This window comes from Methylobacterium sp. J-048 (assembly GCF_022829515.1).
Taxonomy (GTDB): Bacteria; Pseudomonadota; Alphaproteobacteria; order Rhizobiales; family Beijerinckiaceae; genus Methylobacterium.
Genome location: NZ_JAKSYL010000091.1, coordinates 1 through 424, shown reverse-complemented (window position 1 = coordinate 424; position 424 = coordinate 1). Strand labels below are relative to the sequence as shown.

Genomic DNA, 424 nt, shown 5'->3' with positions numbered 1-424 from the left:
GAGCGGATCGGCGAGGTCGTGCGGATCATCTCGGTGATCGCCGAGCAGACCAATCTGCTGGCGCTCAACGCCACGATCGAGGCGGCCCGGGCCGGAGAGGCCGGCCGCGGCTTCGCGGTGGTCGCCGCCGAGGTCAAGGGTCGTCATCACCCGCACGATCCAGACCGGGTTCAACCGCGAGACCGGCGAGGAGGTGTTAGAGCAGGAGGCGATGGAACTGTCGGCGAGGCCCTACATCGTGATCGTGGTCGACGAGATGGCCGACCTGATGATGGTGGCCGGCCGGGTCACGCGGTGCGGTTTGGACGATGTCGGCGCGGTTGAACAGCGGTACACCGCGGCCTTGGACAAGGGCCGAGATCGAGTCGTGTCGTAATCAGGACGCCGGATTGTAGGCAGGCACCAGATCGGTGTGGATGAAGTC

Annotated in this window: 2 pseudogenes; both read left to right on the top strand. The window is 66.0% G+C overall.

The annotated features are described in order from the left end of the window. A pseudogene (locus MKL09_RS06805) lies at positions 1-138 on the top strand (methyl-accepting chemotaxis protein); the annotation flags it as partial. Between the two features lie 4 nt (positions 139-142). Beyond that, a pseudogene (locus tag MKL09_RS32305) lies at positions 143-286 on the top strand (FtsK/SpoIIIE domain-containing protein); the annotation flags it as partial. Positions 287-424: the final 138 nt, after the last annotated feature.